General features: G+C 45.4%; 9 protein-coding genes. 7 read left to right on the top strand and 2 right to left on the bottom strand.

All coding sequences use genetic code 11. The features are described from left to right. A partial coding sequence (locus JMY08_RS11700; protein WP_201593482.1) for an Ig-like domain-containing protein occupies positions 1 to 3366 on the top strand: 3366 nt, incomplete at its 5' end. Between the two features lie 197 nt (positions 3367 to 3563). Further along, the gene (locus JMY08_RS11695; protein ID WP_201593479.1) at positions 3564 to 4277 is read left to right on the top strand and encodes a DUF6977 family protein; all 714 of its coding nucleotides are present in this window, start codon (positions 3564 to 3566) and stop codon (positions 4275 to 4277) included. Between the two features lie 175 nt (positions 4278 to 4452). Here the strand turns inward: JMY08_RS11695 and JMY08_RS11690 are convergent, their stop codons facing one another. Continuing rightward, positions 4453 to 5226, bottom strand: coding sequence for an IclR family transcriptional regulator (locus JMY08_RS11690; RefSeq protein ID WP_227679671.1), 774 nt, complete (start codon positions 5224 to 5226; stop codon positions 4453 to 4455). Between the two features lie 230 nt (positions 5227 to 5456). Here JMY08_RS11690 and JMY08_RS11685 point away from each other — a divergent pair, with 230 nt between their 5' ends. Both JMY08_RS11685 and JMY08_RS11680 read left to right on the top strand, forming a co-directional pair. Continuing rightward, complete coding sequence (locus JMY08_RS11685) at positions 5457 to 6641, top strand: acyl-CoA dehydrogenase (protein ID WP_010198628.1); 1185 nt, start codon at positions 5457 to 5459, stop codon at positions 6639 to 6641. A 196-nt stretch (positions 6642 to 6837) separates the two neighbouring features. Then, entirely contained in the window at positions 6838 to 8046 is a 1209-nt protein-coding gene (locus JMY08_RS11680; protein ID WP_201593478.1) for a CaiB/BaiF CoA transferase family protein, read from the top strand. Between the two features lie 68 nt (positions 8047 to 8114). On the opposite strand, the gene JMY08_RS11675 is transcribed toward JMY08_RS11680, so the two are convergent. Beyond that, the gene (locus tag JMY08_RS11675) at positions 8115 to 8885 is read right to left on the bottom strand and encodes an IclR family transcriptional regulator (protein WP_201593477.1); all 771 of its coding nucleotides are present in this window, start codon (positions 8883 to 8885) and stop codon (positions 8115 to 8117) included. Positions 8886 to 9214: 329 nt separating this feature from the next. Between JMY08_RS11675 and JMY08_RS11670 the strand changes: the two genes are divergently transcribed. From JMY08_RS11670 to JMY08_RS11660, 3 genes are all read left to right on the top strand, one after another. Beyond that, positions 9215 to 10681, top strand: a complete 1467-nt coding sequence (locus JMY08_RS11670; RefSeq protein ID WP_201593476.1) for an NAD-dependent succinate-semialdehyde dehydrogenase — start codon at positions 9215 to 9217, stop codon at positions 10679 to 10681. 135 nt (positions 10682 to 10816) lie between these two features. After that, positions 10817 to 12082, top strand: a complete 1266-nt coding sequence (gabT, locus tag JMY08_RS11665; protein ID WP_201593475.1) for a 4-aminobutyrate--2-oxoglutarate transaminase — start codon at positions 10817 to 10819, stop codon at positions 12080 to 12082. A 251-nt stretch (positions 12083 to 12333) separates the two neighbouring features. After that, positions 12334 to 13776, top strand: a complete 1443-nt coding sequence (locus JMY08_RS11660) for an APC family permease (protein ID WP_010198643.1) — start codon at positions 12334 to 12336, stop codon at positions 13774 to 13776. Positions 13777 to 13840: the final 64 nt, after the last annotated feature.

Here is a 13840-nt window from a genome sequence, read left to right as displayed (position 1 = left end):
AACGATGCACCAGTGGCTGTGAATGACACCTACACCGTGGTCGAAGACGGCAGCGTAGTACTCAACCCATTAAATGGCGACAGTGACTTAGATGGCGATACGTTAAGCATTAGCAGCATCAATGGTGTGACACTACTGGGCGGCGCCCAAAGCATCACCGTGCCAAACGGCGTGGTGACCATCGACGCGGCGGGTGTCATTACCTTTATGCCTGCTACCAACTTTAATGGCGACACCAGCTTTGACTACACCATCACCGATGGCAACGGCGGCACGGCCACGGCAACAGAGACGATCACCGTCACGCCTGTGAACGATGCACCAGTGGCTGTGAATGACACCTACACCGTGGTCGAAGACGGCAGCGTAGTACTCAACCCATTAAATGGTGACAGCGACTTAGATGGCGATACGTTAAGCATTAGCAGCATCAATGGTGTGACACTAGTGGGCGGCGCACAAAGCATCACTGTGCCAAACGGCGTGGTGACTATTGATGCCAATGATGTCATTACCTTTAACCCTGCTGCCAACTTTAATGGTGATACCAGCTTTGACTACACCATCACCGATGGCAATGGTGGCACAGACACGGCCACAGAAACCATCACGGTTGAGCCAGTAGAAGATATACCGGTCGCGAACCCTGAAGTTGAGAGCACGCCTGAGGACACTGACTTAACAGGCAATGTGCTTACTAACGACACCGATGGCGACGGCAACACCACCCTAACCGTGGCCTCAGCCACCGTAGACGTTAATGGCAGTGGCGACCAAGTTGCTTTAGAGCTGGGTGTTGCAACCACCATCACTGACGACAATGGTGATGCGATTGGTGACTTAACCTTAAGTGCAGATGGCAGCTACACCTTTGATCCAGCACCTAACTTTAATGGCACCGTGCCACAAGTGAGCTACACGGTAACCGATCCTGAGGGCAACACTGACAGCACCACCTTAGACATCACGGTTGAGCCAGTAGAAGATGTACCGGTCGCCAATCCTGAAGTTGAGAGCACGCCTGAGGACACTGACTTAACAGGCAATGTCCTTACTAACGACACCGATGGTGACGGCAACACCACCCTAACCGTGGCCTCAGCCACCGTAGACGTTAATGGCAGTGGCGACCAAGTTGCTTTAGAGCTGGGTGTTGCAACCACCATCACTGACGACAATGGTGATGCGATTGGTGACTTAACCTTAAGTGCAGATGGCAGCTACACCTTTGATCCAGCACCTAACTTTAATGGCACCGTGCCACAAGTGAGCTACACGGTAACCGATCCTGAGGGCAACACTGACAGCACCACCTTAGACATCACGGTTGAGCCGGTGAACGACGCCCCAGTCGTTTCGGCAGCTTCAACCCGAGTCTCGGAAGAAGGTCTCATTTCTCAAGGAGGTATTGTCGATACAGCAGGAAGTAACGACACTACAGACAATGCGACTTCAACAGGTGAGATCACATTCACGGATGTTGATAACGTGTCTATTGCTGACTTTAACATTGAGTTGACAGGACCAAGTGGTATCACCGTTCAGGGTAATGCTGTTACATGGACGTGGAATGATGCTACAGACACTCTAACCGGTCAGGCCGTGTTGGCTGCAGGTGAACCCGCAATTGATGTGATGACTATACAAGTCAATGACATTACAGCTAACGGCTCTGATTTTGTTGCATCTTACGATGTAACGCTATTGCATGCTATTGATCATCCAACCAATGATACTGAAGACGAGCTTGATGTGACATTCGGCGTAGTTGTCAATGATGGTAATGATGACTCACTAATTGCGGATCTGGTGGTTACCGTTGAAGACGATCGTTCTTTGTTGGCTGAAGGACCTATCGATGTCAGCTTGAATACTGTCAGTTCAAATTTATCTATTATCTTAGATGTATCGGGTAGTATGAATGCACTTGCAGATGCTAATGATCCAAATAGTGGTACCCGCTTAGATGTTGCTAAAGCCGCGATGATTAGGTTGATTGATGGTTATGCTGAGTTTGGTGATACGATGGTACAGATAACTCTATTTTCATCTACGGCTGAAACCCAAGATTTATGGATGACTGTCGATGATGCAAAAATATACGTTAACAGTATTCCGGGTACCGGTGGTGTTACCAACTATGATGCAGCCCTCGATATCGGTATGGAAGGCTTTAGTAATCCTGGTAAAATTGTTGGTGCTCAGAATTACTCTTACTTCTTGACAGATGGCGAGCCGTCTGCAGCACAAGGTGGGGTCGATTCACTATCGGGTAATGCTTCTGTAGCTGACCCTAACGATTTTGGTATTCAACCGAATGAAGAGATTATTTGGACAGATTTTTTAACAGCTAACAGCATTAAGTCGTATGCCTATACGTTTGGATCGGACTTTCCGATTGATGCTGTATTACCCATTGCTTATGATGGACAGCAAGGAGTAGATAATGATGGTCTTGCCGATAAAGTAAATGATATAAGTGAGTTGGGTAATGTTTTAATTGATTCGCTTAGTGATCGCCAACCTAAAGTTAGTAGGGACTTGATTAGAGGAAGTCTCTCATCAGACACTGTATCTGAATATGGGTATGGAGCAGATGGCGGCAATGTCTTAAATATTACGATAGATGGCACCACCTACGTATATAGTTCTATTGACGGTAGCATAACTGTACAAGGTGATAATCGTTCCACTTACGATCAAGCAACAACAACGGTAACTATCAGTACGCTTACTGGAGGTGTTGTATCACTGAACTTTGAAACGGGTATTTTTGAGTATCAAGCTAGAGCCACAGATAACGGCTACCAAGAGAATATTGCCTTTTCAGTACAAGATAATGATGGCGATATCGTGTCTGCTACACAGGTATTAAATATTACTCGTAACGCTGATAATGACTATCTAGTAGGTACTAACCAAGCTGACACATTGAGTGGTGGCATAGGAGATGATACTTTAATCGGTCTGGGCGGTGCAGATACCCTATTAGGTGGTGATGGTAATGATATTTTGATATTTGATAGAGATGATGTATTAATCGATGGCGGTCAAGATGTTGATACTTTAATAATTAACGATCCGAGTATTGTCGCTAATCTTGATTTGACTAATGTCACTAACTTTGAAAGCATTAATATGATCAATAATACTGCTCAAACGCTAAATCTAGGATTGAGTGATGTTATTAGTATGACTGATGCTAATAATCAGCTGTTTATTAAAGGTGATAGTGTTGATACTGTCAATATATCCGGTATGACTAAGTCTGGTACTTCCGATCAAGTTGGTTATGATTTGTACCAAGACAGTGGTAATCTGGCAAAGTTATATATTCAGAACTCTATAGATGATAACGTTGTCTAATAATAAGGTATAATTAATGATAAAAGCGCTCCTAAAGGGGGCGCTTTTTGATACATAAAACCAGTGTTATTCAGGCTATAGTTGAGGCAATTCAAAAGTTTATGGTGTGTTAAACATATTACAAATACTCACGGTTAGCGCCATGTTCAAAAGATCAAACACGCCCTAATACAAAATCATCAATAAGGCACATCGCTATGGAACAAGCACAAAACGCTGTAGAACACAGACCTGTATTCATGCCCAAAGTCAACAGTGACAATTTGGTAAAAACGGATATGGTTAGGTTTGAGCGGCATGTGGGATTTGCAACTAGACAAAAGAAAAAGTCCATCAATGACCTGCAACAAGTCATTCGTAAAAAATATGGATTTAAGCAAGTGTTAGAGCTGTCGAGCAAATCTGGCAATAAGTTGAGTTTTCCGCTAAGCCCGTTCAGCTTAAAGATCACTGATGCGCATGATGGCAATGAATATAGCGTCGAAAATGCCTTTCAAGCCAGCATGGTTTTTGAGGACGGTGGGCCTTACCTTGACTTGCTGACAGTACCGCCAAGACAAGCCAGAAAGGACGAGCGATTAACCACCTCAGGAGAACTCACTGGCTATAATTATTTTGGTATGGAGTGGGGTGTAGAGCCGTTAACCGTGTTTTATGATTGGCTGTATGTAAATGCCCTAAAGCAAAATCCTCAGCTGCACGAGGAAGTGATGCAATATCAGGCCTTTACTGACATCACCTTTAATCCCAAAAAATCCATCCATTGCGCGGCTTATGCATTGGCTCTGTTTGTGGCGCTCAACAAACGAGAGTTGCTCGATAATATTGAAGACCCAATAGCGTTTTATAATTTATGTGATGAGTTTAAAGTCAGTAATACTGAGCAGCTTTTGGAAGAGGGTTGGGTCTAATGGCTAGACAGAATATGCTTTAGTACGCATAGTCAAAACACCCTAAACACGCTACGGCACTGCCGATATCAATTTTTCTTGCTTGCTGTGCCTGCGCAGACAGCGGCTACAAAAAATTGATGTCAGCAGTGCATGATGTATCGATATTATTTTTCACTGACTATAGTTCAAATGTTTAAACACCACTCCCAATCCGCTCAGCCAATGCCTGCAACTTTGGCACAATCATCGCCGCATAGTCAGCGCTTTCCCAGTTGGCGCTTGGCACACTGGCATTGAGCGAATAAGCGTACTGTCCCGTTGCGACATCATACACCCCAACAGCGACTGCCAATATGTCTGTAGAAAACTCCCCATCTGACACGGTATAGCCATGCGCTACATAATGCTCTGCCGCGTTGGCTAGGGCAGTTTGCGCGTGGTTATAATCCTCTATAGACAAATGCTCTTTTAGATTGCTACTGATCACAGCCTGTCTCGCCTGTGAGCTTGCGGCATAGAAGGCGCGCCCGATAGCAGTGCGTGCGACGGGTACGGCTGAGCCAACTTGTAAATTGACCGATAAGCGTGCAGGGCTACGACAGCAGGCGTGATAGCGCATTTCACCTTCGACTTCGGTTGCCAAATTCACCGATACTTCATTGCTGCTGGCGAATTGCCGTAATAGTGGCTCAGCATACGAGACCATGTCATGGCGACTCCACGCGGTAGCACTTAGCCGTACAGCACTACTGCCCAATTGATACTGTCCGTATTCATTCGTACGTAAAAACCCAAGCGTGGTCAACGTATGGATAAGGCGAGTAACGGTCGCTTTTGGCAGATTTGTCATCTGACACAATTGCTGATGGGTGAGCCGCTCATGATGCTCAAAAGCGGCCAGCAATATCAATCCGCGACCCAGTGCCGTCACAAATTGTCGGTCATTATCCTCCTTGCTTTGGCTCATTATTCCATGCATTCGTCTCAGTAGCGGGGTAGCTGTCGATAAGGGTGTTGTCATTTTATACTCATCTTTTTTTTATAAAGGTTTACAGCGTGGCTAAATTTTGCTTAAATGGTTTTAAATTATGAAACTAAGTTTCGCACAGCGGAATAACGAAGTCAATGACTTGTTAGACCAAACGATGTATCAATCACTACTCGTCAGTCAGGATGACTGATATCAAGGAGATCCAAATGGCAACATCTACTAGCCCACGCTTTGATTGGGAAGATCCTTTTTTATTACGCGACCAGCTCACTGAAGAAGAGCGCATGGTCACGGACAGTGCCCGTCAGTTTTTTCAAAAAGAGCTGATGCCGGGCATCGTTGAGGCCAATCGTAATGAGAATTTCGATCGTAATATCATGCGTCAAATGGGTGAAATGGGCTTACTTGGCGTGACTATCGAAGGTTACGGCTGTGCTGGTTTATCCAGTGTTGCCTATGGTCTGATTGCCAAGGAAGTGGAAGCAGTTGACTCCGGATACCGCTCTGCGATGAGCGTACAGTCAAGCTTGGTTATGCATCCTATTTGGGCATATGGCACCGAAGAACAAAGAGAGCGTTATTTGCCTAAGCTTGCTTCAGGCGAATATGTCGGTTGCTTCGGTCTGACTGAGCCAGATTCGGGTTCTGATCCGTCATCGATGTCGACGCGTGCGCGCGCAGTCGATGGTGGTTACGAGTTGACGGGCAATAAAATGTGGATTACCAACAGTCCTATCGCCGATGTATTTGTCGTTTGGGCAAAAGATGATGCAGGCGAGATTCGCGGTTTTGTTTTAGACAAAGGTATGAAAGGATTATCTGCACCCAAAATTGAAGGCAAATTCTCATTACGTGCCTCAGTCACGGGCGAGATTGTCATGGACAAAGTGTTCGTTCCTGAAGCCAATGCTTTCCCAGATATCCGTGGTCTAAAAGGGCCATTTGGCTGCTTGAATAAAGCCCGTTATGGTATCGCTTGGGGTTCGATGGGTGCGGCTGAATTCTGCTGGAAAGCGGCTCGTCAATACACGCTAGATCGTAAGCAGTTTGGTCGTCCATTGGCAGCAACGCAGCTGGTACAGCTAAAGCTGGCTAATATGCAGACAGAAATTACCTTAGGTCTACAAGCGGCATTACGTGTTGGTCGTTTGATGGATGAAGACAACGCTGCACCTGAGATGATTTCGCTCATTAAGCGTAATAACTGCGGCAAGGCACTTGATATTGCTCGTATCGCTCGTGATATGCATGGCGGTAATGGTATCTCTGATGAGTTCCATATCATTCGTCATGTGATGAACTTGGAAGCTGTCAACACTTATGAGGGCACGCATGACATCCATGCGCTTATCCTAGGTCGTGCGCAGACGGGCATTCAAGCATTCTTTTAAGCGCTTTTAACTAATAGTTTTTGGTACAACCGTATTCTGTGACGTACGTTATTGTTTTGCTTTTTACGAAGCATATATAAGCAGTAGCGTACGTTTTTCAGTTGTTCTTCATGATTTAAGCGTTAAGCAACTAAATGATGAAGAACAATTTTATGATCAAAAAATCAAAGAACACACGACACAATAAGGGATTATTATGACTGATATGGCTAATATGCCAGAGGGCGCATTGCATGGTATCAAAGTGCTCGATTTATCGAGAGTGTTGGCGGGGCCTTCTTGTACCCAAGTGCTTGCTGATCTTGGTGCCGAAGTCATTAAAGTTGAGCGTCCTCATATCGGTGATGAAACGCGCCATTGGGCACCGCCAACATTCAGCGATGATACGTCCGCTTACTACGCCACTATTAACCGCAATAAAAAATCACTGACGGTAGATATCACCACGCCAGCAGGGCAGACCATTATCAAACAGCTCATCGCTGACAGTGATATTTTGGTCGAGAATTTTAAAGTCGGTGGTCTTAAAAAATACGGCTTGGATTATGACAGTCTCAAACAAGACCATCCACGTCTGATTTATGCGTCATTGACGGGTTTTGGGCAGACAGGACCAGATGCCAAACGCCCAGGTTACGACTATATTGTCCAAGGGTTGTCAGGGCTAATGAGCATTACAGGTCCGAGTGATGGCGAACCGCATAAGGTTGGTGTGGCAGTCGTCGATTTGTTTGCAGGCTTGCAGCTGACGATTGGCATTCAAGCAGCACTGCTAGCACGTCAAAATACTGGACTTGGTCAACACGTTGATGTAGCACTGCTTGACAGTGCGCTAGCGATGTTAGCTAATGTGGGTATGAACCATTTGGCTTCAGGTAAAGTGCCACCAAGACTGGGCAACCAACATCCTAATATCGTGCCTTATCAAGTGTTTGCTGGTCAGGGTGAAGCACATTTTATCTTAGCGTGTGGTAATGACAGCCAGTTTGCCAAGTTGTGTGAGGTATTAGAAGTTAATTGGCATACCGACAGCCGTTTTGCGACCAATCCACAACGCGTTGCCAATCGTGAGCTTCTATGTGATGAGCTGGTTAATAAGTTTGCTGAGCAACCACGCAACTATTGGTTAGAGGTATTAGATCAAGCAGGCATTCCGTGCGGGGCGATTCATAACGTGGCTGAAGCCTTGGCCATGCCGCAAGCACTGGCACGTGAGATGATAGTTGATTTCACCGCGCAAGGCAGTCCTGTGCGCGCACTTGGCAATCCTATTAAATTGTCCGCATCACCTGTCAGCTATCGTATGCCACCACCACAATTGAGCGAGCATACCGATAGCACGCTTGCTGATTTAGGCTACGACAGTGAGATGATAGCCAAGCTTAAAGCGGATGGGATTGTTTAGGGCATATCCTCAATTTAAATGGCATCGACTAAATACTAAGTAAGCTTTTTGATTTTTTGCTCAAAAAGCTAAGCCAAATTCTCCGCCTTAAAACCCAAACGCTGTTCAATTTGTTCAGCCAATTCAATCAGCACGGTACTCACCTCAGCATACTTAGACTCGTATTCTGCCTGCAAAAAGCTAACCGCCATACCTGCAACGGCATTGCCTGAAGCATTGCGAATATAAGTACCCAAACAGTACATACCTTCGCGTAATTGCCCGTCATCGAGTGAAATACGACTGTCATGAATGGCGCTTAGCTCAGCAGATAAGCTTACAAAGTTATCGACACCATTTGGTGTGAGTGGCTGAGGAAAGATACCTTCGTACAAGGACTCGATGGTTTGCATTGAGAGCGTAGACAACAGCGCTTTACCAGTCGCTGAAAATACTGCCGGTACGCGCACACCAGCACGGAAAGTAAAACCAAGCGGGGCAGGCGTTTCGTGACAGGCTAAAAAAACAACTTCGCCCAAGTCCAATTTAGACAAGGTTACAGTATGTTGTAGCAAGACAGGGTGTTGGACGATGAGGTCTTTAAATAACTGTATGACACCTTGCTGCTGCTCATACTTGCCAGCCCAATACATCAAATAGGAGCCTAAGTGAAAGCGGCTGTCACTATCTTTATAGATGACATGTTTGCCCAATAAGCTTTGCAATATATTGTGGGTTGAGCTACGCGGCAGTTTTAATTGCTTGGCGATATGAGCGGCAGTCAAGGGCTGTTGACTTGCCGTAATTAAATCTAAGATTTGAAAAGTTTTGTCCAATGCTGGAACGGCTGTTGTGCTCATAAGTTGCCTATCAGAAAGTAAAAATAGAAATAGTGAAGATAATATTCAAAATAATCTTAATAAAGGTTGCAAAGAGTGGTGCATCATTCTTATAATGATGTCTCATATATAGAATTAACGTTCAGTATATTGAACAAATTACAGATGAGCAATAATTATTACTGACTGACCGTTTTGATTTTATTCTCTTGTAATAAGCTATTCAACAATGGATGGTGCTGCCGTTTTTTTAAAATGGCATCGTTTTTAGTTGCCATTTTGAATTGCCACATTGTTCAATAGCTTACTCATAATAAATGTGCAAATCACGACCAACATGGAGTGTTACGATGCCAAAAAATACGCTAACCCTATCAAATCCAGATTTACTCAAACAATCTTGCTTCATTAAAGACGGCTGGCATGCTGCTAGTGATGACGCTGTGCTTGATGTAAACAATCCTTTTAACGGCGACCTCATCGGTACCGTACCAAGCCTCACCGCAGAAGATGTCAACGAAGCCGTTGCTTATGCTCATGACGTCCAAGCGGATTGGGCCGCAAAAACAGCCAAAGAGCGTGCAGAGTTATTGCAAAAGTGGGCTGATCTGATCGATGCCAATAAAGAAGATTTGGCCATCATCATGACCGCTGAGCAAGGCAAGCCGCTTACTGAGTCACGCGGCGAAGTGGGTTATGCCAACAGCTTTATCCGCTGGTTTGCCGAAGAAGGCAAGCGCGTCTATGGTGATGTGATTCCTGCCAATAGCACACAGCTACGTCACGTCGTCCTTAAGCAGCCAGTCGGTGTTTGTGCCGCTATCACGCCTTGGAACTTCCCAGCGGCGATGATCACGCGCAAAGTTGCTCCTGCACTAGCAGCAGGCTGTACGATTATCGTCAAACCTGCTACTGAGACACCATATTCTGCATTGGCGCTAGGCGTATTGGCTGAGCAAGCGGGTATTCCAGCTGGCGTCATTCAGGTTGTCACTGGCAAATCTTCTGTCATTGGTGAGATCTTAACGGGTGATGCCCGCATTCACAAACTGTCATTCACAGGCTCTACAGAAGTAGGCCGTACGCTGATGGCACAATGTGCACCGACTATCAAAAAGCTATCGTTAGAGTTAGGTGGCAACGCGCCATTTATCGTCTTTGATGATGCCGATCTAGAAAAAGCCGCTACCGGCTTAATCGCTTCTAAATATCGTAATGCTGGTCAGACCTGTGTCTGCGCCAACCGCGTATACGTGCAAGACAGCATCAAAGATAAATTTTTAGACGTCTTTGTCAAAAAAGTCGCTGAGTTGAAGGTGGGTAACGGTTTAGAAGAAGGCGTCGATATCGGCCCTCTTATCAACAAAAAAGCGTTAGATAAAGTACAAGCCTTGCTCAAAGATGCGCTAGATAAAGGGGCAAAACTGGTCACTGGTGGTAGTGTCAACGCCGCTTCAGAACTGACTTATAACCCAACGGTGATTACAGATATTAGCAGTGATATGGATATCGCCTCTGAAGAAATCTTTGGACCGATTGCGACCATTTTTACGTTCAAGGATGAAGCAGAAGTCATTCGTGCTGCTAACGATACCATCTATGGCTTGGCCGCTTATTTCTACAGTAGCGACTATGCACGCTCATGGCGCGTTACCGAAGGTCTGGAGTACGGCATCATCGGTCACAATACTGGTTTGATTTCTACCGAAGTTGCCCCATTTGGCGGCGTCAAGCAGTCTGGATTTGGCCGCGAAGGTTCAAAATACGGCATCGAAGACTATGTCACAACCAAATACTGGTGCTCTGATATCAGCTAATAGCATTTGGATGTCTTTGGTGCTTTGAGAGAAGTGCCATTTGATATCCCTCGAATATTTATTAAATTGCCCATTATTACAAACCGCCAATCCCTAAATGGCACTTATGTTACGAACAAAGAAAAGGACATTTCTATGACGACTACCAATCAATCATTACTTGAGCGCCGCAAAGCTGTTTTACCAACAGGGTTGGGTGTTGCCTTTCCTATCTTTGCAGAAAGAGCAAAGAACTCAGAAGTTTGGGACGTGGAAGGCAATCGTTATATCGATTTCGTTGGCGGTATTTCAGTATTGAACACCGGTCACAGCCATCCAAAAATCACCCAGCGTGTCCATGAGCAGCTCGACAAATTTACCCATACTGCTGCACAAATGATTAACTATGAGTGCTATGTTGATTTGGCTGAAAAGCTGTGCGAAAAAGCCCCTATCAGTGGTGATACTAAAGCTTTCTTTTTAACCACTGGCGCAGAAGCGGTTGAAAACTGTATCAAGATTGCTCGTGCTAAAACCCGTCGTCCAGGCATCATCTCTTTCGTTGGTGGTTGGCATGGTCGCACCATGATGTGTATGAGCTTGACTGGTAAAGTCTTGCCATACAAAAAGAACTTTGGCCCGATGCCAGGTCCTGTGTTTCATGCGTTGTTTCCAGCAGAAGAGCTGAACGTCACCGAAGCGCAAGCATTGCATAGTCTTGAGATGATTTTTCAAGCGGATATCGATCCTAGTGAAGTGGCGGCGATGATTATCGAGCCAGTACAAGGTGAGGGTGGTTTCCATCAAGTGACACCATCATTTGCCAAATCTTTGCGTGATATCTGTGACGAGCATGGCATCGTCTTGATTTTTGATGAAGTACAGTGTGGTTTTGCCCGTACGGGTACTTTGTTTGCCACTGAGCAATTAGGCGTTGAGCCTGATTTGATGACTGCTGCGAAGAGCTTGGCGGGTGGTTATCCTATCTCTGCGGTTATCGGCCGTGCTGATATCATGGATGCCCCGCAAGTAGGCGGCTTGGGCGGTACTTATTCTGGTAATCCATTGGCGTGTGTAGCAGCGCTTGCGGTCATGGAAGTCATCGAAGAAGAAAACTTGCTTGAGCGTAGTGTGGTGATTGGCGACAAAATCGAAGCTTTCTTAAAGGACTTAAACTTAAGCAGCATCGGTCATATTCGTCATAAAGGTGCAATGCTAGCATTTGAATTGATCGATAGCGAAGGCAAGCCTGATGCCGCAGCCGCAAACAATCTGAAAGCAAAATCATTCGAGCAAGGTTTGCTACTAGCGTCTTGTGGTATGTATGGTAATGCCATTCGTGTGATGGTGCCATTGACGGTTGAAGATGAAGTATTGCAAGAAGGCCTTGATATCATTGGCGGTATATTAACGGCTCAATAAGTATTGAGCCAATAGTTGATAGAACAGCAAGATTGCCCCTATGGCACTCGCTTTGAGTACATTTTTTACAACGGCGCCTTGCAAGTCAAGACGCCGTTGCTGTTTGTACTATTTGAATATCGAACAAGTAGTACGTAACAGCTTGGATCAAAAGGTATATATGATAATTATGATGGGTGCTATCCCACTAAACAAAACATAGTGTGGCCGTAAAGGGTTAACACGGATGACACACAGACAAGGAGCAAGTTATGTCTGAATTGAAAAAAACGTTAGGGACGCTAGATATTATCGCCTTAGCATTTGGTGCTATGGTTGGCTGGGGCTGGGTGGTTTTAGCTGGCGGCTGGATTTTATCTGCCGGTACCTGGGGCGCAATGCTGGCGTTCTTTATCGGTGGTTTGGCAGTGATACTGATTGGTGTGACTTATGCTGAGCTGGCGGCCTCCATGCCGATTACGGGCGGTGAGCATACTTATACCCATCGAGCGCTTGGGGTAAATGTGTCCTTTATTTGCTCATGGAGTATTCTATTCGGGTATTTCTCAGTGGTCGCCTTTGAGGCGGTTGCCTTGCCGACAGTCGTAGAGTATTTTATCCCCAATTATAACCAAGGCTATCTCTGGACGATTGCAGGTTGGGACGTCTATGCTACTTGGGTGGGCGTCGGGATGTTGGGTTCAATCATTGTGACTTGGCTCAATATTCGTGGTATGGAAGTCAGTGCATGGTTCCAAAAAACAGCGGTATTGGGCATTTTATTCGTTGGTACGTTACTGTTCATCGGTGCCGTCTTATTCAATCCTGAGAGTTCAAATTCTATACAAGCGCCAGCCTTTATTGGCGGTGCCGCAGGGGTCATGGCTGTTATCGTGATGGTACCCTTTATGTTTGTGGGCTTTGATGTCATTCCACAAGCAGCGGAAGAGATTGATTTGACTCGTCCTAATATTGGCAAGTTTTTGATTCTCTCTATCGTTGTTGCGGTGATGTGGTATGTGGGTATCGCTTGGAGTGTGGGCACGACTTTGCCACTGGTACAAGCAGAAAACTCAACCCTCGCTACTGCTGATGCGATGACCAATGCGTGGCAAGGAAAATGGGCAGGTATCTTGTTGGTTATTGGCGGTGTACTGGGTATCTTATCAAGCTGGAATGCTTTCTTGATCGGTGGTAGTCGTCTGCTTTATGCCATGTCAAAAGCACGTATGTTGCCAGCCTTCTTAAGCAAGCTGCATCCAAAATATAATACGCCATCAAATGCAATTTTATTAATTGGTGGTTTGGCGACACTAGCGCCATTGTTCGGTCGTAAAATGCTGGTGTGGATCGTAGATGCAGGTGGTTTTGGTATCGTTATTGCTTATACCTGTGTGGCGATATCATTCTTAGTTCTACGCTACCGCGAGCCTGATATGGTACGTCCATTCAAAATACCCGCAGGTAAGCTTGTCGGTATGGTCACGATTGCGCTTAGCATTGGTATGTTGATGTTGTATATGCCAGGTATGCCATCGGCACTAACCGCTATTGAGTGGTGGATTTTCTTTGGTTGGACTGTTTTAGGTATTGCATTATATGGCTATGCAAGAGTGAAATATCCAGGCATTAGTGAGTCGATTATGGCAGAAGAGCTGCGTGAATTAAAAATCGTCAATCAATTGTGGTTAAAAGATAACCCACCTAAGCGCTAAGATTTTCGATAAGATATTTTTTCATCAATGATCATTCAACAAAAAGCCTAACATTAAATGTTAG

It is taken from the genome of Psychrobacter sp. Pi2-51, assembly GCF_904846665.1.
GTDB lineage: Bacteria > Pseudomonadota > Gammaproteobacteria > Pseudomonadales > Moraxellaceae > Psychrobacter > Psychrobacter glaciei.
Note: the sequence above shows the minus strand (reverse complement) of the source record. Positions and strands in the feature narration are given on the sequence as shown.

Bases quoted from the DNA above. Each gene is read 5' to 3' on its own strand.
- gabT (WP_201593475.1), top strand. From the start codon at position 10,817: ATGACGACTACCAATCAATCATTACTTGAGCGCCGCAAAGCTGTTTTA.
- JMY08_RS11680 (WP_201593478.1), top strand. From the start codon at position 6,838: ATGACTGATATGGCTAATATGCCAGAGGGCGCATTGCATGGTATCAAA.
- JMY08_RS11670 (WP_201593476.1), top strand. From the start codon at position 9,215: ATGCCAAAAAATACGCTAACCCTATCAAATCCAGATTTACTCAAACAA.
- JMY08_RS11660 (WP_010198643.1), top strand. From the start codon at position 12,334: ATGTCTGAATTGAAAAAAACGTTAGGGACGCTAGATATTATCGCCTTA.
- JMY08_RS11675 (WP_201593477.1), bottom strand. From the start codon at position 8,885: ATGAGCACAACAGCCGTTCCAGCATTGGACAAAACTTTTCAAATCTTA.
- JMY08_RS11685 (WP_010198628.1), top strand. From the start codon at position 5,457: ATGGCAACATCTACTAGCCCACGCTTTGATTGGGAAGATCCTTTTTTA.
- JMY08_RS11690 (WP_227679671.1), bottom strand. From the start codon at position 5,226: ATGAGCCAAAGCAAGGAGGATAATGACCGACAATTTGTGACGGCACTG.
- JMY08_RS11695 (WP_201593479.1), top strand. From the start codon at position 3,564: ATGGAACAAGCACAAAACGCTGTAGAACACAGACCTGTATTCATGCCC.